This window comes from Rhodococcus sp. GQ147, assembly GCF_059759155.1.
In genome coordinates this window covers 57845-82656 of record NZ_JCAXDU010000021.1, presented here as the reverse complement: position 1 = coordinate 82656, position 24812 = coordinate 57845, and the positions used below count along the sequence as shown (strand labels likewise).

Here is a 24812-nt window from a genome sequence, read left to right as displayed (position 1 = left end):
GTTCGCTTTGCGGGACATCGATTGCGTCGCACCAGAATCGGTGAGCAGTCCCCGCCAGGACCAGTGCTGATACTGGAATCCCTGGTCGGAGTGCACGAGCAGTTTCTGCCCGTCGTCGACGGTCGCCAGTGCCATCCGCAGGGAGTTATTGGTCAGCTCCAGACTCGGTGACGACCCGAGCGAGTACGCGATGATCTGGCGGTCGAACAGATCCATGATCGGCGACAGATACAGCTTCCGGTCACCGACCCGGAACTCGGTCACATCGGTGACCCACTTGCGGTTCGGGGCATCAGCTTGTGGTTCGGGGCATCAGCGGTGAAATCGCGATCGAGGAGGTTCTCCGCAACTTTCCCGACCCGACCCTGGTAGGCGATGTATGTGCGCGTGCGGCGGACGCGGTCCTCGTCGAACTTGAGAAAAACGCCTTCGCCGCGTTTCTCGACGACCGGCACCCACTCTGCGGGGCCGCTGCGCAGCCGGACAAGGTTGCGGGGCTGCAGATTACGCCGTTCGGGTGCGCTCAGTCGGGTGAAACCGACGAGAGCCTGCACTTCCCGGAGCCGGGTCACCCGCACGACCTGGTCGAGGAGACTGCCGTAGACGGCGGGGACATCGGTGTTGGGGACGGCGCGGAAGTCCTCGTCCTGTTTGTCGGTGGTCGGACGGGACCGCAACGCCCATTCGGCGTCGAGAAGATCGGTGGTCTCGTCGGCGGTGTCGGTTCCGGAGGTGCGGTGTTTCTCAATCACCGCCCACAGGTCGTCGGCCGGCACGTCCCGCAACGCCCGCAGCGCGTCCATACCTGCGATGATGTGCGGCAGCACACTTCGATCCAGTCTGCCGAGCACCTCCCAGTGCTGGGCGACCAGGTCTTCGACCCCGCCGGTCTGCGGCAGGTGCAGGGCACTGGCGGAAATGCCGGCCTCGGCGGCGACGTGCGCGATCGAGCGGTGCTCGCAGCGGTGGACGAAGCGCAACCTTCCGGCAGGAGTGAGCGGGGCAATACGGTGGGACACGCGAGTCTCTTTCGGCTCGGATGTGTTGGTCGCACTTCTCATCCTGCCGATCGAGACTTGCGCCCGTCTCTACGACGTGCCCCTACCGCGTCACCAACCCCATGGACCACTACATCGATGGCGCTGGCTTCTCCGCGGCATACCAGGGTCGAATTCAGCGTGAATGCCGGTGCCCGCTGCGGGACACCGGCATTCACCGTACGACTCAACCGAGGCGGATCAGGCTTCGAGATCGAGCACGAAGTTGTAGATCACTTCGTCGATGCCGTCGGCGTTGGGCTGCGGATCCAGGATGAGCTCGGGCTTGACGGCCGTGGCGACGTCGTCCTCGACCCACTCGCCGCCCTTGAAGTACAGCTGGGTGGTGATGGCGCGCTTGCCGGGAGCCTTCACCATGAGGTGCAGGTGGGCCGGACGCCAGGGGTGTCCGCCGTAGGAGCTGATGAACCAGCCGGTCGGACCGTCGGCAGGGATCTTGTACGGGGCCGGCTTGAGCGTGGTGATCTCGAAGTTGCCGTTCTCGTCGACCTCGATAGTGCCGCGCAGGTTCCACTCGGGGATACCGGGGGCGAACTGCGAGTAGTAACCGTCCTCGTCCGCGTGCCAGAGTTCGACGGTGGCATCGGGCAGACCGTTGCCGTCGAGGTCGGTGACCTGGCCTTTGAAGATCAGCGGCGGAGCGACCCGGTCCTTTTCACGCATCGGCATCGTGCACGTCGACGGCAGCTTCGGTGCGTTCGGCACGTAGTAGGGGCCCTCGATGGAACCCTTGGTGCCAGTGAAGCCCTTGCGGTCGTAGTGTGCCTTCTCGATCTCGTGCTCGAGGAACACGTCGAGCCACAGCGGCCATTCGCCGTACTCGCCGATGTCGATCATCCACTGCTTGAGCACGCGGTACTCGTCGTAGGTGACTTGGTGCCTGTGAACGACAGCGCCGAGAGACTCGAGCACGTCCTTGTAGATCGCTGCCGCACGCTCGACCGAGGTCTCGGACGAAACCCGCTCGGACTTGAACTTGTCAGTGGCGGCGTTGCCGGACCCGTGGGCAGTGGGGTTTTCCATGGTGGTCATTGCTCTCCTTCAGGGACTGGACTTATCGGAAGAGTGAGGACGGTGCGATACGAGACGACGAGGAGCATTAGCCTTCATTTCGCACCAACTTGTGTTGCACTGCGTAATTCATACCGGCTGCGAATGAGAGATACCGGCATTGGCCAGGAACCGGTCCAATAGCAGATCGCAGTCACGCGCCGCGGTAGCTGAATTCATCGCGATGTCACGCGCGAACTTTTCGAGCTCCACACCGTGACTGCCCAGGTAGAGTTCGAGATCAGGAACGCTGGAAGACCACGCCGTTAGCCACTCGGGGCTGGCCTCCGGATGGAACTGCACCCCGAGATGCGGTCCATATGTGAAGGCCTGCACGCCGGCGTTGTTTTTCGCGATCACCCGCACGTCGTCCGGGACGGTGATCGTGTCATGGTGGAACTCCAGCCACGGCCCGGCCCCGACAAAGTCGGGATCGGTGGTCTGCACTGTCGTGAGACCGTGTTCGGGGTATTTGCTGAGCGCTACCGATCCGCCGACCAGACAGGCGAGGATCTGCGCCCCGAAGCAGACACCGAAGATCGGGATTTCGGAGTCGATCGCAGTCCTCAAGTAGCGGCGTTCCCGGTCTACCCATTCCAGAGACTCGTCGTATACCGAGTCGTGGGACCCCATCACCAGGATCATGGAGAGTTCCGAGGGATGAGGAAGGTCGGAGGTGTCATCGTCCATGCACCTGACAACCACATCGAATCCTCGACGCTGCAAAGCGGGGAGCAGCGTGCCGAGTGCATCACGCCGATACTCCTCTTCGATGCCATGCACGATTGCCAATACACGGCCACTCATCAAATACTTTCCCGCCGTGGAACATTGGTCAGGTCCGATTCCTGTGGTGACCGGAGAGTGTAAGTCACGCAATTCCGTGAGCATGCTTCACTTCCGTTCGATGAGTGACCAAGGATTTCAGCGGAACGCCGGGATCTGCGGCGTTTGACGGTTCGATCGTCTTGCCCTCTGTGAGGGCGCGTTTGACCGCCATATGGTCACGTGGATTATTGACCGAGTCGGCGGCGATAAGGTCACCCATTCGGTAATAGAGAACGGTCAGCCTTTCGGTGCCGTCTCTCCGTACGACGATGTCGTCGTACCCGTCGGACAAGCCGGCGATCTGAATCTTCAATGCGCCCTGATTGGACCAGAACCACGGCACACCGCGTGGGTGCGGGGGCAGACCCAGCAATGTGTATGCCGCGGTCCGCCCCTGCTCCGTCGCGTTGTTGACCGATTCGATCGAAATCAGCCGGTCCAGACCATGCGGGTGGGGCTGTACGGTGCAGTCTCCTGCTGCTACTACCGCTGGATGGCTGGTCCGCGTATTGGCATCGACGATGATTCCGTTTTCGCAGGCAAGGCCTAGCTTCTCGGCAAGTCCGGTGACGGGTCGCGCACCGACGCCGATAACAACAAGGTCCGCCGGCACAGACTCGCCGCTCTGCAACTCCACTGCGCCCACACGGCCGTTTTGTCCACCGAATCCAGTCACGACAGCGTCCAAGGTGATCTGGATACCTTGAGCGACGTGGTGGTCGTGGATGAACGACGACACTGGTTCGGCGACGACCCTGGACATGAGGCGGGCGCCGGCCTGAATGACGGTGACGTCGAGTCCACGACTTCGTGCAGTCGCGGCCACTTCCAATCCGATGAATCCGCCTCCGACGATGACGACGTTCCGTGCGTGATCGAGCTCGGCACGTAATCGGTTAGCGTCGACGAACGTGCGCAAGTAGACCACGCCGGGCAGATCCGCACCCGGAAGCGGCAGCGTGAGCGGTGCCGATCCGGTCGCTAGGGCCAGGCGGTCGAAGGCGATCTCGGTTTCGTCGTCCAGCACCGCCAGCCCACCCGAGTCGTTCAACGTGGCTGCTTCTACCGTCCGACCGAGCAATAGTTCGATGCGACGATCGGTGAAGAACTCTGGTGCGCGCAGATGTACGGCTTTCGGCTCATTGTCCTCGCAGAGGAACTCTTTCGACAGCGGAGGTCGTTGATAAGGCGGCGCGGCCTCGGCCGCGACCATACATACGTCACCTTCGTAACCTAAGTCGCGCAATGTTGTCGCGATACTCAGACCTGCTTCGCCGCCTCCAGCGATCAGGATGCGGCCCTTCATTGCTCCGCCGCTATCGTCAGAACGAGTCCGTCGAGTTCCTCAGTCATGCGGATCTGACAGGACAGACGGCTGCACTGCGTGGCCGGAGTGACGGCGTCCTCCAGCATTTCTTCCTCGAAGTCTCCAGCAGTGCCGGTGATTTCAATCTGACTGGGCTCGACGAATACGTGGCAGGTTGCGCAGGACAAACCCCCACCGCACTCACCGACTATGCCGGGCACGCCAAGCTTCACAGCGGTCTCCATTGCGGATGCGCCAACCTTGGCATCGACGTCGTGTTTGGTTCCGTCGGGACTGATGAACGTGATTCTGGGCATCGAAACCTCCTTTCTCTTTCGACCGAATCAGAAGAGCTCGAAGTACTCGCGATGCTCCCATTCGGTGACGCCGTTGACGTAGGTGGATTCATCGGGGTTGTCGGCGAGCCACTTCTCGTACCGGCTGGCCTCACTGCGCTTGATCGTCACCATGTAGTCAATGAAGTCGTCACCGAACTCCTTGCGGAAGAAAGCATCCTGGTCAAGCGCATCGATTGCGTCGGCGAGAGTGGACGGCAACTGCGGCACGTCCGCACTGTAAGGGTCTTCACTGAGCGATCCCGGGTCGGTGCGGTTCACGATCCCGTCGAGGCCGGCTGCAGCCTGTGCTGCCATGTACAGGTAGGGATTCGCCGCGGAATCGCCGACTCTGTTCTCCACGTGCGAGGCCGGGTCGCCGGTGCCTCCGATTACCCGCATCATCGCCGCTCGGTTGTCCTTACCCCAGGTCACGCGATCGGGGGCGAGTGAGTACGGGCGGCGGCGCCGGTATCCGTTGATCGTGGGGGTCGTAAACACCGACGCTGCGATACCGTGTGCCAGGGTGCCCCCGACGTAATGGCAGCCAAGCTCTGAAAGCGGGGCGTCATTGCGCGGGACCATCAGGTTCTCCCCGGTTCCGGCGTCCACAACCGAGGTGTGCAGATGCCAACCGCTGGCATAGAACCCCTCAATCGCAGGAGTACACATGAACGAGGCAATGTGGCCGTTGCGTTTTGCGATCTGCTTGGTTGCCGTACGGAACAGTGCAGCGGAATCCGCAGCAGCAATGCCCTCGAGAATGTCGAAGGTCGTTTCGAATTGACTCGGCGCCCACTCGTCGTCGAACGACCGGATGGGCAACCCCATAGCGGCGAGCGCAGTTCGGATGGGGCGGATCATGTCGTCCACCTCATCGAGGTGGTCCAGAAGCAGGTGGTTGTAGCCGCGCCCCACTGGGGCGACCGTCGGTGGGTCTGCGGGAGATCCGGGGGCACCGAGCGATGCGGTGCCGAGCCCGTCGTCGACGACCTTGGTGAGATACCACTCCATCTCGATGCCAGTGACGAGATTGAAGCCGGAATCGGCCATCTTTTCCAGGGCGTTCTTGAGGATAGTTCGGGGTGCCAGCGGGAAAGGTCGCCCGTCGGCCAGGTAGAGATCGCAAAAGACAAGTGCCGTCTTGTCGGCCCACGGCAGAACCGTGAAAGTCGCGGGGTCGGGCACCATGATGACGTTGGGACTTCCACCGAGACCGTCGATCGCGAATCCGCCGTCCGCAGTGAACGGATCGAGAACGATAGCGTTGGCGGTATCGTAGAAGAACGGAGCCATCGTGATGGCGTTGCCGGACTCGAGAGCCGAGATGAAGGCAGGGACCGTCAGGGACTTACCGCGCAGCAGTCCGTGCTGGTCAGGCCAGGCCAGACGCACGACTTCGATCCCTTCGCGATTTATGGTCGCGATCGCCTGTTCGGCAGCTTGCTCTTCCGCCGCGCCGTAGATGCCGTGCTTTCCTACGAACTTCGCTGTGGACATGATGTCTCCTGGTAACTGGTGAGGTTTCAGAGGGAAGAGTCGAGGAGGCGCTCGGTGCCGACGCCGGGTAATGCGGCGAACCAAGCATCGAGGAGAAGTTCCCCCGGACTGGGTGAAGTCAAGGCCGTAGCAATTTCGTTGCGAATCGCCCCGACATCTACGCTGAATTGGGCGAGCTTGTCGCCTTCGATGGCCAGCAATGCCTCGATGCCTGCAGTGTCCAATTCTGGGTGGAACTGAACGGCCAGCGAGCCCCCGATCCGCCAACTCTGCAAGTAGCAGCTGCTCTCAGCCAGGAGTTCGGCGTGGGCAGGTGGCAGCGCAGTGTCAGAGTGGAACGAGAAGTACCGCCCCTGTAGCGGCAACTCGGCTACAGACGAGGTGACGTCGATGAACCCGCATTCGAGACCGGATTCGCCGGGCATCGCCCGCCCGCCGAGAGCTTCGGCCAGCAGTTGCGAGCCGAGGCAGATGGCGAGGGTCGGGACTGCCCGGCGATGCGCGTCGGCGAGGTAGTTGATCTCGGTCTTCAGGTAGGGGTTGCGTGCGGTGTCGTACGCGCTTTGCGGTCCCCCCAGTACCGTCAGCGCCTCGAGGTTCCCGGGTTCCGGTAAAGTCTCTCCGCGGAACGGTCGAACAACATGGATCCTCCAGTCGGCAGACTGGGCGGAGCTTTCGAGGATTCCCATCGATGGATCATCGACGTGGGCGATAACAGTTAGCGTTCGACTCATAGTGGGGACCTCGGCTCGAGTCTGGTACGCCAGGGCACCCAATGATCGATGCGAGCCAACGTCGCGAGTAGTTCCTCGGCAGCAGCGCGGTCGACGGCCACCCAATCGGGTCCGGGGTTGACCGTGTAGGGGGTGTAGTCCCAAACTTTGAGGTCACGAACGGCTTTGATGAGAGGTCGCGTGGCCGCAAGGTCGTGCTCGAACTTCCTCAGACGAGCGTGTGCTAGCGCGAGGTCTCGGCGGAGCGCGAGGATCTCCTTCGTTTGCTCGGCGGAGTCGAGCCCAGGTGCGGGATCACGGTTGTCCGAAGATGTGGATCCCATTTTCAGAACACCAGCGTCAGATTCTCGTGGTACTGCTCGGAATCGATGAGATTGATCGATTTGACCCGGATCCGCCATCCATCGCATGCCCGGCGGAGGACATGTCCATACCAACCCGAATACGTCTTCGCCACGCCGGCGCGGAATTCATGAATAACAAAGTTGGACCGAATCATTCGGATTTCGTCATCGATGTCGGTGGTCTCGATACCGGTGATCAGACGCCGCGTACGCGAGGCCGGCAGCTGACTGTAGGCCAGGCCAGTGCGCAGCCAGTACACACGATCCGTGAGTCGTCGGTGATCGTCGAAAGCATGACTCACCTCGGTGCGCGGATCTCCCCCACCTGGGTTGACCGGGACCCAGTAGAGACAGTCACCGGTGAAGAGGTCAAGCCAATCGTTGAATCGACCATTGTCGATGAGACTTGCTTCCCTGGTCAGGAACGACTGCGCTGCGTACCAGTCCTCGAGCGGTGCCGCAGGCCAGTCGTCCACGAGCATCTCTCGGTAGCGATCCAACTCGTCGTACCAGTCGGAATCGACGTGGTACGAGAACGCCGATGTATCGCCATACATTTCAGGGAGATTCTTGGTTTCCATCAGTTCTGTCCTCGCATCCGGAGCTGCCACTCTTCGTAGTAGCTGCGTATGTGGAGCTCATCGGTGACGGCGGTGACGATGACCCCTTCTTCATCGAGAGACTGCCAATCGGCAACGCCGAGTCCTCGATTCATGTAGATCCATTCCGCTTCCGGGGCGGCAAGCCCTCGCTGCGCCTCCTCGAAATTGGCCTGATCGTCAGGTTCACCGAAGGCCGGAAAGTCCTCCTGAGTACGCATTCGCATCGTGTTGACCGACTCCGGAACACCTCCGATGGTGGTGGCATGCCACGTCAACTGGGTACGGTCGACGGACATCGGCTCAATAACCTGGATTTGATTTCCGATCACCAACAAGTTCGGGAAGATGCTCAGGTTGATCTGAGCACCGATGGCGAGATCGAGCAGGCGGTCAGCGTCATCCCCATGCTGAGCTCGAATGGACTCCTCGAACTTCTCACGCCCGGGCTGGGGCCTCTGGTTGTTCCAGAAACTACCGGGACCCTCGTAGACAGGGCGCTGGTCGACGACGCTGTGTCCATTACCCAGGGAATAGACCCTCATCGGACCATCGTCGGGGGTCTTGCCGAAGTACGACATGTCCTTGGCGTCGCCCATCCGCGAGGCCATCTCGAGTAGCGACCTGTGTGAGAACGATGGATGGTAGCCATCGCCGGCGTTGTCGAATGCGAGTTTCCAGTTACCCCGGTAGCCCATGCGATAGGCGCCGGACCGAACGAATACCTCACTAGTGGGCGAACGATCGATCCAGTAGTCCAGCCAGGGTTTCGCATGGCCAAGCCAATCCTCCACACTGGGCGCCGAGGCGTTCATCGTGCCGAAGACGAATCCCCGGTAACTCTCCACACGAGTAACCACGGTGAGCCCGAACTTCGACTTGTCGAGGTCCGCGTACCCCTGTGCCCAGGGGACACCGACCAGCTCTCCCGTATTTCGGAAAGTCCAACCGTGGTACGGGCATTGGAAGCTCTTCGCCGTGCCGGATTCTTCGCGGCATACCGTGGCCGCCCGGTGGGCACAGCGGTTGAACACTGCGTGCAACTCACCCGACCTATCGCGGGTGACGATCACCGGGCGCAACCCCATACGCACGGAGAGAAATGAATTAGGTTCTGGAACTTGCGATTCGTGTGCCAGGTAAACCCAAGATTGTCCGCCGAATACCTTCACCATCTCCTCGTCGAACACCGCGGGATCGGTGTAGAGGGTGCGGTGGATGCGATCGATCTGGATGAGATCCGACCAGCGGTCGCCGGCCGTTGTGGTAGCGGCGCCAGCCTCTGGGATGTGACTGTTCGCACTGTCCTGCAAAGTCATGAAACGTCCTCTTCAGTCTAGGTGCTCGTATCCCGTGTTACGGGACACTATCATAACGTAACGTATCGAACGTCACAACTGGAAACGTTCACGCAGAGGTACCGGAGGAGGGGCAAGGGCACCCCGGGGAAGGAACGCGGGCCACACCCTAGACTGATGGCCATGACTGACGCTGACATCATCAACGGCACTGTCGCCAAAAGGATTCGACAGGTTCGTCACACACTTGCGCATGGGGAACTCAAAGTGGTGGCTACACTCAACAGCTCATACCCCACTGCAGGCCTCGTACCGGTGGCCCAACTCGCTGCCCAGGCGGGAGTCAGCGCGCCGACCGCCTTGCGGTTAGTCCACAAGCTCGGATTTCGAGGCTATACAGACTTCCAAGATGCTCTGCGCGAAGAAGTGCAGATGCGGCTGTTCTCACCCGTGACTGTGTATCCGCCCGCTGGTGAGGATGAGAACGAGTCGGTCAACGAGTCGGAACTGGTCACCGCAGCAAGCTGGTACGTCGACGGAGTTCACGCCACGATCAACAGTATGTCGGCTGACGACCTCGCCAATGCCGTCACGGCCCTCGCTGACCCTGAGCGCAAGGTAATGGTCGTAGGCGGTCGGTTTACCGTTGTGCTAGCGGCGCAACTTCATCAGTATCTGCGGATGTTGCGGCCCGACGTCGTGTTCGTGGCGCCCACCTCTGCCGAGTACATGGCGTCAATGATCGATGTGGGCGAACACACCACCGCGATGCTTTTCGACTACCGGAGATACCAACGCACGACGATCGAGTGGGGCATGGCCGCCGCCGAACGGGGCGCGCAACTCATTCTGATGACCGACAACTACCTCTCCCCCCTCGCCTCCCATGCCCACTCGGTTCTGACGACAAGCCACGCGGGTCCCGGCCCCTTCGATTCCCTAGCCCATGGCTTCATGCTCACAGAACTACTGATCTCCCTCGTTGCCAAGAAGCTGGGAGACCCTGCCCGCGACCGTTTAGCACAGTTCGAAGAGCTACATCTCGCCGAGGAACGCGACCGGAACTCAATCTTGAATAAGAGCTGAGCCATTCAGCCCTCGTAACGGGGGATCCGTCGGTCAGGTCGGTGACCGACATCGCGTTGCGCCGGGGTGTTACCCATGCCGGACGGTTCGTGGCGGGTTATCGACGCAAGTACGGGTACGCGCCCTCCGACATTGCGCCCTAATGCTCTCAGATCGGTTCACCTGCGGTGGCCGAGGTCGGCACTGAGCGCGTCCGCGGCGTCGACGACGTGCCGCGTGGCCGCGTCGCGAAACTGTTCGGGGGTGTGGCGCCCGGAGGAGGTGGAGCACGCGGTGACCGCGACGACGGTTCCCGATGCGTCGCGCACGGGGGCAGCCAGCGAGATCAGGCCTTCCTCGAGCTCGGCGGCGGTCAGCGCGTAGCCCTGGTCGCGCACTCTGGTCAGTTCGGCGCGCAATTGGTCGGGCGTGCTGACGGTGGCCGGCGCCAGCTTGTTTTCGAATCGGGTTGTGGCGATCACTCGGTCGACGGTCTCGTCCGGCGTCCAGGCGAGCAGTGCACGCCCCATCGAGGTTGCGTATGCCGGCACGCGGGTGCCGACCGAGACGTTGATGTTCATGATCCGGCGCACGGGCACGCGGGCTGCGTACACCACGTCGGGCCCGTCGAGTACACCGAGCGAGGCGGATTCGCCTGTGCGCTCGGACAGTTGCACGAGGCGCGGCATCGCGTACTCGACGAGGGCGTGCGACGCGGAGTAGTGCTGGCCGATGCTGAGCACGCGGGGGGTGAGCGACCACTGGGTTCCGGATGCGGTGACGTAGCCGAGTTTCTGCAGTGTGAGCAGGATGCGGCGCACCGCCGGGCGGGACAGGCCGGTCTTGGTGGCGAGTTCGGCTAGCGACGGTGCCGGGTGCTGCTCGTCGAATGCGAGCAGCACGGCGAAGCCCCGTTCGATGCTCTGGATGAAATTCCGGTCTTGGTTCGGCATGGCGGCTCCCCTGGCGGCGGGTTGGTTAAAGACCTCGAGGTCGGGTGTTGACAACAGCTGTGGCTCGACGCACAGTATTGGGCGTACGCAATGCGATCCACCTGTACGCATAGCGTACAGCGCGTTGCTCTGCAGTCACCGTCATCACAACTTTCTCGACCGTCACTGTCCGAGCCTCGACGAGGAGGATCCACGAGCAGTGCCGAAAACATGACCACGCACGGGCCGGGTAATGCCGCGGCCACAAGTTCAGGTCCGAGCGCATGCCGGCAGACACGTCCAAGGAGCGAGCCGCCGCGATTCTTGACCACGTACGTGAGCTACAACTTCGTTCTGGACCCCGAGGCCTGAGCCGAAGCGAACGCCATTGTTCCCCTGGTATTCCGCGCTTCCCGATCCGATTGAGAGCTGTTCGATGCCCGACCCCGATCTCGCTATCATTTCCATCGAGACGACCATCATCGACGTGCCACTGGTGCGTCCGCACAAGTTCGCCACAACCATTGCCGAGAAACAGCCGATCCTGCTAGTCGCTATCACTACCGCCAGCGGCGTCATCGGCCACGGCGAGGGAGTGGTCCCCGGCGGGCCCTGGTGGGGCGGTGAATCCGTCGAGACGATGAAGGCGATCGTCGACCGCTACATCGCGCCGTACATCATCGGCCGTGGGGTCGACGAAATCACCGGCATCATGGTGGATCTCGAGAAGATCGTCGCGAACGCGCGGTTCGCGAAGGCTGCCGTCGACGTCGCACTGCACGACGCGTACGCCAGGCACCTCGGTGTCGGTGTGCACACGCTGCTCGGTGGCGCGTTCCGGACCGGTGTCGACGTCCGCTGGGCCCTCGGTGCCGCCCCGGTCGGGGAGATCCTCGAGGAGGTCGCGCACAGGATGGAGGCGCGCCTGAACTTCTCCTTCAAGCTGAAGATGGGTGCGCTCGACCCGGCCGTCGACACCGATCGGGTTGTCTCGATCGCGCAGTCGCTGGGTGGAAAGGCGGGTGTGAGCATCGACGTCAACGCGCGGTGGGATCGGTTCACCGCGTTGCGTTTCGTGCCCGAGCTCGTCGATGGCGGTGTCGAACTCGTCGAGCAGCCCACCCCCGCCGAGCAGATCGAGGTGCTCGCCGAGCTCAACCGACTCGTCGCCGCACCCGTGATGGCCGACGAGTCGGTGCACACGCCGCACGACGCACTTGAGATCGCCCGGATCGGGGCCGCCGATGTCATCGCCCTCAAGACGACGAAATGCGGTGGGCTGCAACGTAGCAAGGAAGTGGTTGCGGTCGCGAAGGCCGCGGGCCTCCGTTGCCATGGCGCCACGTCCATCGAGGGCCCCATCGGCACCGCCGCCTCGATCCACTTCGCGTGCGCCGAACCGGGCATCAACTTCGGAACCGAACTGTTCGGCCCCCAACTGTTCGCCGTCGAACTTTTACAGACCCCGCTCGACTACTCCGAGGGGCAGGTCCACCTGCCGCCAGGGCCCGGGCTCGGCGTCGAACTGGACATGGACGTCGTCGGGCACCTCGCCCGCGACTGATCCCACGCACGCAGAACCGAGGAGAATTTCATGGCACTCTTCCATGTGCGGATGGACGTCGACATTCCCCGCGATCTGGATCCCGCGGTGCGCGAGGAGACGATCACGCGCGAGCGGGCATATTCACAGGAGCTGCAGCGCCAGGGCAAGTGGGCGCATCTGTGGCGAATCGTGGGTCAATACAGCAACATCAGCATCTTCGATGTCGACTCGCCCGACGAACTCCACGAGATCCTGTGGAACCTGCCGCTCTTCCCATTCATGACGATCGAGGTGACGCCACTGACCGGGCACGGCAGCTCGATCCGCTAGGAGTGCATGCGCCAGGACGATCGTGGCGTCGTCGATGGCCACGAGCGGGGAGGAGATCGGTGCCGGCGTTGGCCCGGTCGCACACGTCGGAGAGCGGACGCCGTGCTCCTCGGCGGTGGTGCCGACCTACTGCACGTGGCGAAAGAACAGCACTCGCGGCCGAGGATGTCGCCCTCACCGCTGCTATCACCTCCAGTCTGTTCGCTGTCGAGTCCCTGCGTGTCAGGGTGAGTTCAGTCCAGGGGTTCACAGCAACCCCGCCTGCAGAGCGAGATACGGAACCAGCCACCGAAGCGCCGAAGACTCACGGCGCCGCGTAACACCCGCTGGACTCAATCACCTTGACAAGTTCCGACCCCACACCCGAACCGCCGACACGCTCTTCCTGCGCGTCGCAATTCGCCAATCTGCGCTGCATCTCGACACACCCGAATCAAGGCCCCACCGACCACAGAACATGAACATGTTGACGACGGTTGAAAACCAGGCCAGAAACGACGGTTGAAATCCAGGCCACCCAACCAAGATCGGATGTGTAAGGCCCGGACACATGGCCGACAGTTCGTGCGCGGGAGATCCCTGACACCCTTCCGAGGGTGCGAGAGCGATGAGCGTGAACGAACGATGGCTGGAGATGCTGCTGGCGACGGGATCTCCGTCACCGAGACGTGCCGCCGGTACGGCGTCTCGCGGCAGTCCTTCTACGACTATCGCCGCCGGCTCGACGCCGATGGCGTCACCGCGCTCGAGCCACGGTCCCGACGCCCGCACCTCACCGGCGCAGACCGCCACGGAGACCGAGGCCCGGATCGTGGCGATGCGCACCGATAACCCGCGCTGGGGTGCACGCACCGTTCACACCCGGCTGATCCGTGCCGGACTGGAACTGCCACCGGCGGTCTCGACCATCCATCGGATCATGCAACGCCACGGCTTGGTGAACCCGGCGGCGCAGCGCGCTGTGCGCACCTGGCGCCGGTTCACCGCGTGGTGCGCGGCCGAGGGCCACGCCGCATTGCCGGCGCACCCGGTCACCGTCGCCGCCTACCTGGTCGCGACCGCCGACACCCTCACCCCGACGGCCGGCGCACGTACGCGCCGGCGACGTTGGGGCACTATGTCGCGGCGATCGCCCACCACCACCGGCAGGCCGGGCACCCCAGTCCCACCACCGATGATCTGGTGCGGGCCACCCTGTCCGGGATCCGCCGCGACTACGCCACCGCCGGGGACCGCCCCCGCAGCCCGCGAGCCCCACTGCTGACCGCCGACATCGTCGCCATCGTCGACACCGCCCGCGCCGACTGCGCCGGCTGGGCGGACGAGGTGCTCGAGCGCCGTGATTCGGCGCTGCTGTTGCTGGGGTCCGCCGGCGCGTTCCGGCGTAGCGAACTCGTCGGCCTGACCTGCGGGGACCTCCGCCTGCACCGGCTCGACGGCCTGCACGTCCGGCTCCGCAAGTCCAAGACCGACCAGGACGGCCACGGCACCATCCGGGCCCTGCCCGTCACGAGCGGTCATGCGAGTTGTCCGCCGTGCGCATACCTGCGGTGGGCGCAGGTGGTGGCCGCGTTCGACACCGGCGGGCGGGCCGCGGTGATCCGGCTCCTACGCACGGCGGATCCATTCGAGGGGCATGTGTGCCGCGGCGCCCACCCCCGCACTGATCCGGCCGCGCCGTTGTTGCGAGCGATCCGGAAGAACGGCAACTCTCGGCCACCGCGCTGTCGGGGGCGGCGGTGCACGCCGCGATCCGCCGCCGCGCCGAGCGCGTCGGCTACGACCCCGAGCTGGTCGCCCAACTCGGCGGGCATTCGCTGCGGGCGGGTTTCGTCACCCAGGCCTTCCGCAACGGCGCGTCCGCGCACGCCATCATGCGCCAGACCGGGCATACCACTCCCGGCATGCTCGAGGTCTACGCCCGCGAACACGCCCCGCTGATCGGCAACGCCGTCACCCACCTCGGACTCTGACAGATGAACCGGGCGGAATTGCATCGGATGCAACACTGCGCAAGTGGGGGAGAAGTGCTCGACGTGCGGCGAAGGGGACGTGCCCGTGCGTCGAGTATCCGGCCTGCGTGGGCCGTGACCTGGCAGAACACCTCGTTTCGGCCACGCAATTCAACAATGTTGTGTTCAATGCAACATATGGAGTCGGTGGTCGATCCGCCCGGTGCGGCGCATCTGGTGCTGGCCGATGCGGTGGTGCACCTGGATCCGCAGCAGGCGGTGTTCGAGGCGATGCTCGCCGGGTGGCAGCGACAGCAACGCACCCGGTTTCTGAGCGAGTCCGGCACGATCGGTCCGCGGGTGGCGGTGGTGCGGCGAATGGCCGAGTTCACCAATTCGTATCCGTGGCAGTGGGAACCGGCCGATGGGGAAGATTTCATCACGCATCTGCGTTCGGAACTGCGGGCGCGACCGATCGTGGTGTCCACGGCGCGCAGCTACGAGATGGCGATCGCGTTGTTCGTCGAGTACGTCACCGATCGTCGGTACGGGTGGCCTGCGGTGTGCGAGCAACGGTTCTCGCAGGTGCCACAGCGAATCTTCCATGAAGGCAACACCATCGCGCATGTCGCCGACGTCGAGGGACAGCCGGGGCGGCGCCCGTTGACCTACGACGAGGTCCAAGCATTGTTCGATGCCGCCGACGCCCGGGTGGGACAGATCCGCGAGCGGGGTCGCAAGGGGGCGCTGACGGCGCTGCGGGACGCGGCGTTGCTCAAGACCGTGTACGCCTACGGCCTGCGCCGCCGGGAGGCGTACGGGCTGGACCTGGCGGATCGGCGGCACAGTCCCACCGCGGGGCAGTACGGCCGCTACGGGGCGTGGTTCGTGCGCTGGGGTAAAGCGTCGAAGGGCGGTCCGCCCAAGCGTCGCACCGTGCTCACGGTGCCGGAGATGGACTGGATCGTCGAGGTGCTCGAGCACTGGGTCACCGAGGTGCGTCCGTTGCTGCATCCGGGTCCGCTGGCAGCGGTGTGGGTCAACGAACGGGCCGGGCGGATGTCGATGCGCAGCATCAACGAGGCCTTCGCCTCGGCTCGGCAGGCGGCCGGGTTGCCGACCGAGTTGGATCTGCACTGTCTGCGTCATTCCTACGTCACTCATCTGGTCGAGTTCGATTACCCGGAACGGTTTGTCTCCGAGCAGGTCGGGCACCGCTACGCGTCGACGACGGCGCTCTACACGGGGGTCTCGGACGAGTACCGGCGCCGGCTGATCCGGCGCGCCTTGCAGGACCGTACCGAACTGTGGGAGCAGCGCTGATGATCAAGAAGATGGGCTACCGCTGGAATCTGCGCCGACGCATGGCCGAGCAGGACATGTTCGCCACCACCGACCTGGTGCCGCTGTTGGCCGAGCGTGGCATCCACCTCTCGCGAGAGCAGGTCTACCGGCTGGTCACCGCACCCCCACAGCGACTGTCGATGGACACCCTCGCCGCCCTGTGCGACATCCTCGCCTGCACCCCGAACGATCTGATCGAGATCGATGTGGTCAACACCCCCGTCGCCAAGACCGGCGGCCCGGCCGAACGAGTTGCCCCGCCGCAGGTTCGGCGCACCACCATCCGTCGGCCGAGGTCGACATGACCGCCGCCCGGGCCCGCCGGGAACGGCGGCAGACGGTACTCGACCGGGCCGCTGCCCGGCTCTGCACGGTGGTGCCCGACCTCGACCCCACCGCCGCTACACGATTCGTCGAGCGTGCCACCGTCGCGCACACCCTGCGACGCCTCGAGACGCACCTGGCCGAGCATCCGCACGCGCTGATCTCCGGGTCGTCGGACGCGCCCCTCGCGGTGCAACGACTGGCCGGGCTGCTGGCCGACGCCGGCCACACCACCGTCGTCGTCCCCGGCTGCCTGCGCTGCGGTCGGCTCGTGCTGTTGCCGCACCTCGTCGACGGCGGCCGAGTCTGCGACAACTGCCGCCGCTTCTACCATCGCGCACCCTGCGGACGTTGCGGGCACGATCGCCCGATCGCCACCCACACCGACCGTGGTGATCCCTTGTGCCGCTCGTGTATCCCCTGCAGGCGCGAACCCTGCGGCACCTGCGGACGAGTGCTGCGGGTGCAGACTCGGCGCGCCGACGGTGCCGCGGTGTGCCCCAACTGCTATCGCGCCCCGCAGCGGCGCTGTTGTCGCTGCGAGCACACCGCCTCGACCTACGCTCACACCGCCGACGGTCCGATCTGCAAGTCCTGCTACCGCCGGCCCCTGCGCCGTTGCGGCGCCTGTGGTGAGCAGCGACGCATCGACCGCCGCGCCACGGCAACCAGCCCGGATATCTGTATCCGCTGCCGGACCCGACGCCTGCGGTCGTGCACCGTCTGCGGCACCGCGTATCCGGCCCATCCGCGTGCGCAGCATCCGGTGTGTCTGCCGTGCCGGGACGCCGGCCACATCCTCGAACCCGAGCTGACCGAATCACCCGGCCGGGTCCGTCGGCGTCGAGACGAAACCGGCCACGACGCCCTGATCACCACCCTGCACGCTGTGATCGCCGAGCCGCAGCGGGGCATCGCCGCTCAACTCACCGTGCTCGACGAGGTCTTCCGCACGGTGCCCAACCCCGAGATCACCCGGTATTGGCTGCGCCGCCGGCGCGGCGGTGCTGCTCTGCTGCACCAGATAGCCCTACGCGCTCACGACGAACCGATCACCCATCAGTTGCTCGACAGCGTCCCCCACAGCGCAGCGCTACCCCGGCTGCGCGATTTGTTCGTCCACGCCGGGATCCTGCCCGACCGCACAGACCTGATCGAACGGATCGGACCGTGGCTCGACGAGATTCTCAAGAGCCACCCCGCCCACCACGGTGAACTGGTGCGTCCCTTCGCGCATTGGCACGTGCTACGGCGAGCCCGCCGCCGCGCCCGAAACCGCCCGGTCACCGACAGTGCCGCCGCCTACGCCCGCAGCCAGATCTCCCTCGCCCTGGACTTTCTGTCCTGGCTCGACGAACACGACACCCCCTTGGCCACCGCCACCCAAGCCGACCTCGATCGCTGGCTCGACGGTGGCAGTCGCTACCGATACTTCCTGGCCAACTTCATCACCTGGGCGACCACCCACCACCGGTGCACCGACCTGGTCGTGCCGAACCCTCACAGCGGCGAACCATCACACATCCTCGCCGACGACGACCGCTGGGCAATGCTCGCTCGCTGTCTGCACGACGAGACGCTGCCCCTGCACGTGCGAGCGAGCGGCGCGCTGGTACTGCTCTACGGACGCACCATCACCAGCATCGCCGATCTCACCACCAGCGACATCATCGATACCGATACCGATGCCTACCTCCGCATCGGCAACGGCACCGTCCCGCTCCCTCCGGCCCTCGCCACGCTCGTGCACAGTCTCGCCGACGACGCCGATGGCCGTGCCCCCTTCCCGCGTCCCGGCGATACGACCCGCTTCCTCTTCCAGGGAAGAAGGATCGGCAAGCCCACCACACCGAAAGTGCTGGCCCGCAACCTTCGAACCTGTGGGATCGACCCCCGGCCCGCTCGACACGCAGCCCGAGCTGCCTGGGCCCGGGAGATCCCCGCCCCCATCGCCGCGGATGTGCTCGGCATCCACATCACCACCGCCACCCGATGGGCGGGCCGCACACGACGGGACTGGACCCACTACCTTGCCATCCGAACCGACACCGCAGGACACACCCATGACAACCCCGGGAAGACATGACGAATACCGCATCCACCGAATACCGTCACTCCGCCAGTCATGACCAGAACCGACCAAGACGCTACTCGCCGCAACGATGTTCCCGATGCCGACCTCGGCCTACGCATCCCGGTCCGCTACCGCCACGACTGGGCGCTGTTCACGGACTGGTGCGCGGCCGCCGACCGGTCACCGATTCCGGCCAGTCCTGACACGCTCGCGCTGTTCCTGCACGAACACCCCGCCGCGGTCGCCACGCAGCGGCGCCGGCTCTCGGCGATCAACGCCGTGCACACCGATCACGGCTACCCCGCCCCAGGGCGGACCGAGACCGTGCGCCGGCACCTCGACACCACCCGCGCTTCGCGTCTCGACCGGCTCGGACGGCTACTGATACGGCGCGCTACAGAGCTGCCCACCTTAGGGTGGCCGAGCGGCCTGTTCGGCCGCCGCGACGCCCTGCTGCTGGTCCTCGTCGCCACCGGCATGAGCTTCACCGACCTCACCCGGCTGCGCCGCCGCGACCTTCGCCTCGACGGCGACACTCTCGTCGTCACGACCCGGGCCGGCGAACGGTTCCGGATCGCACCGGACTCCGAGGCCGGGGACCACCCGGCCGTCATGATCTACCGGCGATGGGCGGAGATCCAGACGTTCCTCGACCAATATCCCGGCACCCATCTGCTGCGCCATCACCTCACCGATCCCACCGAGATCGTCGCGGATCCACACCGGGCCGCGTTCGTGCTGGTAGACACGCAAGATTCCATCGTCCCCGATGTCCGGGCGAACCTTGTTCTGTGCGGCTCCGTCGGCGGCGAGGCGACCGAGGATGTTGTGCATGCCGGCGCGGGGGCCGCGGCCGCGGATGCGGACCGAGCGGGCGGCGTTGCCGAGCTTGGTGGGGTCGGTCTTGCGGGGCTGCAGGATGCGGCGAATCTCGTAGATGGCGTGCTCGTGGCTCTCGAGGATTGCCTCGACGGCATCCAGGACGTTGTCGAGCTGGTGCTCGCGGAGCATCTCGATCAGGCGGCGGCCGCCGACGAGGCCCTGCGCTGGATTGAGCGCGAGTGCGAGGTGTTCCATCAACAGGGTTCTCGCGCCGACTTCGGGTGCTTCGGCATAACGAGCGAAGTTCTCGGCGCGACTGCTCTTGTTGGCAAAGCTGAACGGACAGAATGTGCACGCGCTCCTGCCGACGCTGGTGCCGAGGATCGAGCGGGTGTAGTCGATCGCGTCGGCGCGTGACCACCCCCAGTCGATCAACGGGTACTCGCCGGTGCGTCGGTCGGTGTTGAAGAGTGCGTCCTTGTCCGCGCGACGCTGCTCGCCTGCCTCGAATCCCATGACGTGCCGATAGGGGCGGTTGCGGGTGATCCGAGCGATCACCGGGTCGAGGACATCGCCTTTCGCGTGGACGGAACATAATCTGGCGCCGCCGCTCTGGGGAACGGTGCCAGCCTCGGTCATCTCCTGATACAGGGAGTATCCGCCCTCGATGTAGAGCCTGGTGGGCGTGCGGGAGTCACTGAGGACGACGACGCCGTCTCCTGCCGTGGTGACATGGCGCTGGCCGCGTGCGACCTGAATGAAACGAATTCCTGCGGCGGCGACCTGCGGCAGGATGTGTTCTTCCACTGCCATTCGAGTGCTGTCCCATTCAGAGCCGGTCATGGCCACTACAACCGCCAGATCCTGAAGGTCGAAGTCTCGACTGGTGGGGTCTGCAATCCAGCGGAGCAAGATCGCCGTGGAGTCTTCACCGAGGCCATAGGAAAGCACGACCTTGGGGGTGGGTTCGGAGCCATCGAGGGACATGAGGAGACGCGAAGCGTTCAAGGGCGCTCTTTTCGGTGATGGGAATGGGAAGGCCGCGATGTGCAGACCGTGTCCGGTGAGGGAAGACGGTCGCCGCGAGCCTTGGCAAAGCATCTGTGTGCAGCGGAGATGGACTCGACGCTGTGATTACGGAGGGAGGGCCCCGGCGTGTGGCGTCGGGAGCGGCGATTGTACGGTCCAGAGACTGCACAGATAGACGGGCGAGCGGGACCGAGGGATTCAGGCTCGACCTCGGATTACGGAAGCGCTCGGCGCGGGTGGCGCTGTGATGGTCTGACTGCGTTCAGTACCGCACTGCTCGTCGATCGCGGAGGCGGCAGATACCCAGGGGACGAAGTCAGCTGGTACGCGCCGCGGTGCGAAATACGGTGGTGCAGTCGATGCGCAGCTCGATCGCGCGGTCGAATGTCAGCATGTCGACGTCGATGATCAAGGAGCCGGTCGCGGGGTCGATCGTGGCGCCGACGCCGACCGCCCTGTGTGCGCTCAGCTCGAAGCAGATACTGGCCCCATAGCCACCGTCGGCAGGACCGTTGTTGAGCTGTTCCAGGATCACTCGGATGTCCGGCGAAGCCGGATCGAAGCCACCCTCCGCGGCGTCACCCCATCCTGACCATGCGGTCGGGTATGAGTTCTGCGATTCCGCTGCATTGCCTTGCACGTGAGGGGAATTGAGCGGACTTCGGTCTGTTTCCATACCCCTACTTTACAAAGTTAATTTGTAAAGTGTCAAGTGGGTTGCCGCCAAACCGGCCGAGCGCGCGGCGTCCGCGCGCGCACGTACCGGACGGACAGCCCCCTTCATCGAGCACCCTGCCGCACCGGAGCAGCGCAGAATTACCGCTTGAACTGGAGCGACGACACGTCCCCTGCACCGAATGTGCGCGATTCGTGGCCGCGGCGTTCCGGCCGTACAGCCAAACTTCGCTGGTGCATGAACAACGCGAGCCCGCTTCTATCCTCTACTGCTGCGCAGCACCGCGAGCATCACGGAGAGAGCCGGTGATGCCGACGCGATCCGCGTCGGCATCACCGGCTCTCTCCGTGACTCCAGATGGGAGCTCAGTATTGATCGTCCGCGGGGGCAACCTGGATGAGCGTCAGCTCCGCGTGTGCAGGGCGGTCCTTGAGCTGGAACGGGCGCATCGTCACCGAGCACTTCACCCATTCGTTGTCGCCGCGGTGCAACTGGACCAGGTCCACGGTGCTCGGAACCTCCCCGGCGTTGATTCGCTTCGCACTGTCCTGCAAGGCGGGCAGGTCGTCCGGGTGCACCACCGGACCGGTCAGGTGCGCGTACTGCCATTCGACCCATTCCGGGGCGCGGCCGATCCACAGCGCGATCGAACCGCGCCGCGCCTCGAACAGCGCGACGTGCACCTTGGCGCCATCGAGTCCTTCCGTCAGCCCCAGCTCGGCGAGCGTCGGTGTCGACGGCGGATAGGCATCGGAGAAGTCGTGGTAGAGCACCCGCACACCCGTTCCGTCTGTCATCGGCCGCAGTACGACCTGCCACTGCATCGCGTGGCCGTGATCGTGCCGAACCGAGAACCACGTGCTCAGCGCCATACCCGGCTTCGGGGTCAGGACGATCTCCAAGAAGTCCTGTTCCTTTTCCATGTGGATCGCGCGATTGATGTAGTCCGAGGACAACGCAGTGGGCACCCAGTCTTCGAGACGGGTGCCGGACATCGCGCCGGACTCCCAGGTCTGATAGATCAGCCACTCTGTGGTCGACCAGACCACTCCCGACGTGAGCCGCCGTTCTGCGATCGGCTCTTTCGGGTCGCCGACCCACATCTGGATGCCGTGCACGTCCCCGAAGGGGCCGATGATCGGCCAAGCGTAGAACCGCCACGCGCGGTTCGCGCGCTTGGAATGCAGGACGCGGTCGAACGGTTCACGAGTTCGGCGTACATGCTCGATAATCGGTTCGACAAGGATGTCCGCCGTCGGGGAGATGCTTCGCCTGGTAGAGATCATCCCTTTCGCTTCGTTCCCCGATGCCACCAGTGTCGCTACGCCTTCGGTCAGCGTCTCGATCACATGCCACGAACCCATCAGACCCCCGCCTGTTGCAATTTGATCTCGATCAACGGAGAAGTGTAACGGGGCTGCGTTTCTACGATTTGTACTGACTTATCCCTTCCCGCGGGGTCGCATGCCCAATTTCAGGTTCTCGGGCCGGATCGTCAGCAGCTCTTCGACCGTCAGCTCATAATCCGCGGTGGGCACGATGTCGAAGCGCGTGAGGATCTGCGCCAAGGCAAGCACTGCCTCGTGGAGGGCGAACTGGCGACCGATACATGCGCGTGCACCGACGCCGAACGGCTTGTACGCGTGTGCAGGCCGCGCTCGCACTGCTGCGGGAAGGAACCGATCCGGATCGAACCGCTCCGGGTCCTCGCCCCACAGTGTGGGGTCGCGGTGCAGCGCGAGCAGCACCACCAGGATCGTTTCGCCCTTGCGGATGGGATATCCGGCCAGAGTGGTTGCCTGCCGTGCCTTGCGGAAGAAGGCCGGGCCGGACGGCCACAGGCGCAGGGTCTCGTCGATGATGCGTCGGACGTACCGGAGCTTGGCGACCTGCTCGAAACGCACCGGTGCACCCTCGGTGCCGAGCACCTGTTCGATCTCTTCCCGGGCCCGTTCGACGATCTCGGGATCGAGGGACAAGTAGTGCAGGGCGAACGACAGCAGTCCTGCTGTGGTCTCGTGACCGGCGATCAGGAAGGTCAGAACCTGGTTGCGGATGCTCTGGTCCGACATCATCTCCCCGGTTTCGGGGTCCGGGTTGTCGAGCATGCGCTGTAACAGGTCGTCTTGTCGCGGGGTCGCGCCGCTGCGCCGCGCGGCGATCACTTCGTCGACGGTGGCTTTCATCAACGCGATGTCCTTCGGGTTCTGGCGCATGGCCTTCCACCCCAGGATCTCCCGGAGGACAGGAACATCGTTCGCGGTCTGCGAGACGTACGACATGGCCCGGCTCATCGCCTCGACGAACGGATGACGGCCGGGAGCGAACGAGTCGAAGCTGTACCCGAAGCCTGTGCGGCCGATGACCTCCAAGGTGAGCCGGTTCATGTCGGAGGAGACGTCGACCGGTCCGCGGGCAGCGGATTCCGTCCAGTAGGTGCACAGCTGGTCGACGCAGTCGACCATTGCGTCGTGGTAGCTGCGCATCGATGCCTGGCTGAACGCCGGCATCAGCACGTTGTGGGCCTGGGCCCAGGCCGGCTCACTGTTGAACGCGGTGAACAGCCCGTCGCCGGCCAGCTCCCGCAGAGTGCTCACCGGGGGCACCACGGCCTTGGCGAAGCGGGTTTCGTCGAAGACCTCTGCCGCTGCGTCGCCGCCGCCGACCACGACCACCTTGCGGCCGATGATGCTGATCTCGAAGACGTCGCCCAGTTCTTCCACGAACCGCATTTCGCGCTGTACCGGTCGCTTCGGGTCGAGACGCAGCACGTCGCCGAGCAGCGGCAGCCGCCGTGACGGTCGAGGCATCCGAGGTTCTACGCCGGCGCTCGACTCTGCTCCGCCGGTCGGTGCGGACTCACCGGACCGGGCACTCCCCACTGAAGTCATGGGCAGAGTGTGCCGTACCCCCTCCCGATCCGCAGAATCCCTCACCGGACGTGGGACTCAGGGTCGCGGCACGTCGAATCGGCTCGCATAGGCTGAGGGGACGTGTCATCATCCCAGTTCAACGAGCCGTTCTGTGGACACCCGAGAGCACTCAGCCGAACCCTCGGACCGGCGGGACACGCTCCTGATTCTTCACGGAACGAACTGGGATGCGGGACCGCCCTGGCACTCTCGGCCTACAAGAGCCGATCGTGTTGAAACACTATTCATCTGCGGGCACCAGCTCGGACAGGTGAGCGGTCCACGGATACCTCTCAGGCTGCGCTTGAGGCCGCGTTCGAGAATGTGGAGGTCGAGGTGATCGGCACCGTCGCAGTGTTTGCTGCGCGGGGTCCACGCAGACACCGGACCGGGCGCTGACCTGGTAAGACATGGAAATCAGCGAAGGCCCCACGAGCAGAAGGCGGGTTCACATGATCGTCGCAACACTCTCAACGAGAGGTTGCGACGATCATGTCGTTCACGGAGGACTGCGACCGGTTCGGTAACCAACTGGCACGACTGATCGATGCCGGGATTCCGGTCAAGGAGGCCGCGGCCGCGATCGGGCTGCCCCGGCAGCGGTGCTACGCGATCTTGAGGGCCATCGACCGGCCGGCGGGTAGATCCCGTGGCCCGGCCGGCACCGCCGACCGTGCGCTGATCGTGTCTGTCTACAACGAGACCGGGTCGATCAATCGGGCGGCGAAGGCATCGAAGGTCGCGCACTCGGTGG

The 24812-nt window shown here is 64.4% G+C and carries 23 protein-coding genes and 2 pseudogenes; 10 read left to right on the top strand and 15 right to left on the bottom strand.

What is annotated here, in order from left to right:
* From AC6CID_RS21005 to AC6CID_RS20960, 10 genes are all read right to left on the bottom strand, one after another.
* On the bottom strand, positions 1-264 hold a 264-nt coding region (locus AC6CID_RS21005; protein WP_498354411.1), incomplete at its 3' end, for a transposase.
* Positions 261-1019: a hypothetical protein gene (locus AC6CID_RS21000; protein WP_498354410.1), complete on the bottom strand. Its 759-nt coding sequence runs from the start codon at positions 1017-1019 to the stop codon at positions 261-263. The genes AC6CID_RS21005 and AC6CID_RS21000, both read right to left, overlap by 4 nt.
* Before the next feature lie 219 nt (positions 1020-1238).
* Positions 1239-2090 (bottom strand): catechol 1,2-dioxygenase, encoded by an 852-nt coding sequence (gene catA, locus AC6CID_RS20995; RefSeq protein ID WP_498354409.1) that lies wholly within the window; start codon positions 2088-2090, stop codon positions 1239-1241.
* Between the two features lie 108 nt (positions 2091-2198).
* Entirely contained in the window at positions 2199-2915 is a 717-nt protein-coding gene (locus AC6CID_RS20990) for a type 1 glutamine amidotransferase (protein WP_498354408.1), read from the bottom strand.
* A 64-nt stretch (positions 2916-2979) separates the two neighbouring features.
* The gene (locus AC6CID_RS20985; protein ID WP_498354407.1) at positions 2980-4242 is read right to left on the bottom strand and encodes an NAD(P)/FAD-dependent oxidoreductase; all 1263 of its coding nucleotides are present in this window, start codon (positions 4240-4242) and stop codon (positions 2980-2982) included.
* Positions 4239-4559 (bottom strand): 2Fe-2S iron-sulfur cluster-binding protein, encoded by a 321-nt coding sequence (locus AC6CID_RS20980; RefSeq protein WP_498354406.1) that lies wholly within the window; start codon positions 4557-4559, stop codon positions 4239-4241. The genes AC6CID_RS20985 and AC6CID_RS20980 overlap by 4 nt, the downstream gene beginning before the upstream one ends.
* Before the next feature lie 27 nt (positions 4560-4586).
* Entirely contained in the window at positions 4587-6077 is a 1491-nt protein-coding gene (locus AC6CID_RS20975) for a glutamine synthetase family protein (RefSeq protein WP_498354405.1), read from the bottom strand.
* A gap of 26 nt (positions 6078-6103) precedes the next feature.
* Positions 6104-6766: a type 1 glutamine amidotransferase gene (locus AC6CID_RS20970; protein ID WP_498354404.1), complete on the bottom strand. Its 663-nt coding sequence runs from the start codon at positions 6764-6766 to the stop codon at positions 6104-6106.
* Between the two features lie 370 nt (positions 6767-7136).
* On the bottom strand, positions 7137-7736 hold the full coding sequence (locus AC6CID_RS20965; RefSeq protein ID WP_498354403.1) for an aromatic-ring-hydroxylating dioxygenase subunit beta: 600 nt from the start codon (positions 7734-7736) through the stop codon (positions 7137-7139).
* The gene (locus tag AC6CID_RS20960; protein WP_498354402.1) at positions 7736-9073 is read right to left on the bottom strand and encodes an aromatic ring-hydroxylating oxygenase subunit alpha; all 1338 of its coding nucleotides are present in this window, start codon (positions 9071-9073) and stop codon (positions 7736-7738) included. The genes AC6CID_RS20965 and AC6CID_RS20960 overlap by 1 nt, the downstream gene beginning before the upstream one ends.
* 162 nt (positions 9074-9235) lie before the next feature.
* Here AC6CID_RS20960 and AC6CID_RS20955 point away from each other — a divergent pair, with 162 nt between their 5' ends.
* On the top strand, positions 9236-10138 hold the full coding sequence (locus tag AC6CID_RS20955; protein ID WP_498354401.1) for a MurR/RpiR family transcriptional regulator: 903 nt from the start codon (positions 9236-9238) through the stop codon (positions 10136-10138).
* A gap of 158 nt (positions 10139-10296) precedes the next feature.
* Here AC6CID_RS20955 and AC6CID_RS20950 read toward each other — a convergent pair whose 3' ends face one another.
* Entirely contained in the window at positions 10297-11070 is a 774-nt protein-coding gene (locus AC6CID_RS20950; RefSeq protein WP_498354400.1) for an IclR family transcriptional regulator domain-containing protein, read from the bottom strand.
* A 415-nt stretch (positions 11071-11485) separates the two neighbouring features.
* Between AC6CID_RS20950 and AC6CID_RS20945 the strand changes: the two genes are divergently transcribed.
* The 3 genes from AC6CID_RS20945 (at position 11486) to AC6CID_RS20935 (ending at position 13756) form a co-directional block, all read left to right on the top strand.
* Positions 11486-12613 carry a muconate/chloromuconate family cycloisomerase gene (locus AC6CID_RS20945; protein WP_498354399.1) on the top strand — a complete coding sequence of 376 codons (1128 nt, stop codon included), beginning with the start codon at positions 11486-11488 and terminating at the stop codon, positions 12611-12613.
* Between the two features lie 30 nt (positions 12614-12643).
* A complete protein-coding gene (gene catC, locus AC6CID_RS20940; protein ID WP_498354398.1) occupies positions 12644-12925 on the top strand; it encodes a muconolactone Delta-isomerase in 282 nt (93 codons plus the stop codon).
* Between the two features lie 531 nt (positions 12926-13456).
* Complete coding sequence (locus AC6CID_RS20935; protein ID WP_498354397.1) at positions 13457-13756, top strand: helix-turn-helix domain-containing protein; 300 nt, start codon at positions 13457-13459, stop codon at positions 13754-13756.
* Between the two features lie 24 nt (positions 13757-13780).
* Here AC6CID_RS20935 and AC6CID_RS20930 read toward each other — a convergent pair whose 3' ends face one another.
* Positions 13781-13960: a hypothetical protein gene (locus AC6CID_RS20930; RefSeq protein WP_498354413.1), complete on the bottom strand. Its 180-nt coding sequence runs from the start codon at positions 13958-13960 to the stop codon at positions 13781-13783.
* Here AC6CID_RS20930 and AC6CID_RS20925 point away from each other — a divergent pair.
* The 6 genes and pseudogenes from AC6CID_RS20925 to AC6CID_RS20900 all read left to right on the top strand — a co-directional run bounded on the left by AC6CID_RS20925 (position 13887) and on the right by AC6CID_RS20900 (position 20467).
* A pseudogene (locus tag AC6CID_RS20925) lies at positions 13887-14898 on the top strand (site-specific integrase). The gene AC6CID_RS20930 and the pseudogene AC6CID_RS20925 overlap by 74 nt on opposite strands.
* A gap of 177 nt (positions 14899-15075) precedes the next feature.
* Entirely contained in the window at positions 15076-16200 is a 1125-nt protein-coding gene (locus tag AC6CID_RS20920; protein ID WP_138846018.1) for a tyrosine-type recombinase/integrase, read from the top strand.
* Positions 16200-16526, top strand: coding sequence for a helix-turn-helix domain-containing protein (locus AC6CID_RS20915; protein ID WP_138846091.1), 327 nt, complete (start codon positions 16200-16202; stop codon positions 16524-16526). The genes AC6CID_RS20920 and AC6CID_RS20915 overlap by 1 nt, the downstream gene beginning before the upstream one ends.
* Complete coding sequence (locus AC6CID_RS20910; RefSeq protein ID WP_138846017.1) at positions 16523-18631, top strand: hypothetical protein; 2109 nt, start codon at positions 16523-16525, stop codon at positions 18629-18631. The genes AC6CID_RS20915 and AC6CID_RS20910 overlap by 4 nt, the downstream gene beginning before the upstream one ends.
* Positions 18632-18670: 39 nt before the next feature.
* Positions 18671-19339 (top strand): annotated as a pseudogene (locus tag AC6CID_RS20905) (site-specific integrase); the annotation flags it as partial.
* Between the two features lie 834 nt (positions 19340-20173).
* A complete protein-coding gene (locus AC6CID_RS20900) occupies positions 20174-20467 on the top strand; it encodes a hypothetical protein (RefSeq protein WP_147430454.1) in 294 nt (97 codons plus the stop codon).
* A gap of 319 nt (positions 20468-20786) precedes the next feature.
* Here the strand turns inward: AC6CID_RS20900 and AC6CID_RS20895 are convergent, their stop codons facing one another.
* The 3 genes from AC6CID_RS20895 to AC6CID_RS20885 form a co-directional block, all read right to left on the bottom strand.
* Complete coding sequence (locus AC6CID_RS20895) at positions 20787-21146, bottom strand: hypothetical protein (protein ID WP_147430452.1); 360 nt, start codon at positions 21144-21146, stop codon at positions 20787-20789.
* A gap of 365 nt (positions 21147-21511) precedes the next feature.
* Positions 21512-22495, bottom strand: coding sequence for a GAF domain-containing protein (locus tag AC6CID_RS20890; RefSeq protein ID WP_498354396.1), 984 nt, complete (start codon positions 22493-22495; stop codon positions 21512-21514).
* A 93-nt stretch (positions 22496-22588) separates the two neighbouring features.
* Positions 22589-23956 (bottom strand): cytochrome P450, encoded by a 1368-nt coding sequence (locus AC6CID_RS20885; protein WP_498354395.1) that lies wholly within the window; start codon positions 23954-23956, stop codon positions 22589-22591.
* Positions 23957-24812: the final 856 nt, after the last annotated feature.